Below are 303 nucleotides of genomic sequence, written 5' to 3' on the forward strand. Positions count from 1 at the left end.
ATCCTCAACAAGGGCAAGGCCGAGATCACCCCGGATTACGCCAGCCACCGCCAGAGCGGCGTGGAGACCTCCATCCGCTTCGCCACCAACGAGACCATCGGCCACATCGGCGCGCTGCTGTCGCTGATGACCCTGTCGCTGGCCATGGGCGGCGTGATCGAGCGTTCCGAGGTGATGAACCTGGCACCCAAGGTGTTCGAGAACCACTGGACGGCCATGGCCTTCCTGGTGGTGGTCAAGGTGCTGCTGGGCATGATCATGGACCCGTTCGGCGCCGTGCTGCTGGTGTCCGGCACGCTGGCC

Annotated in this window: 1 protein-coding gene; it reads left to right on the forward strand. The window is 65.3% G+C overall.

Annotation, left to right across the window (positions count from 1 at the left end; translation table 11 throughout):
• On the forward strand, window positions 1-303 hold a 303-nt coding region (locus tag EIP75_RS24250), incomplete at both ends, for a hypothetical protein (protein ID WP_199758695.1).

It is taken from the genome of Aquabacterium soli, assembly GCF_003933735.1.
In the GTDB taxonomy this organism is placed as follows: Bacteria; Pseudomonadota; Gammaproteobacteria; order Burkholderiales; family Burkholderiaceae_C; genus Aquabacterium; species Aquabacterium soli.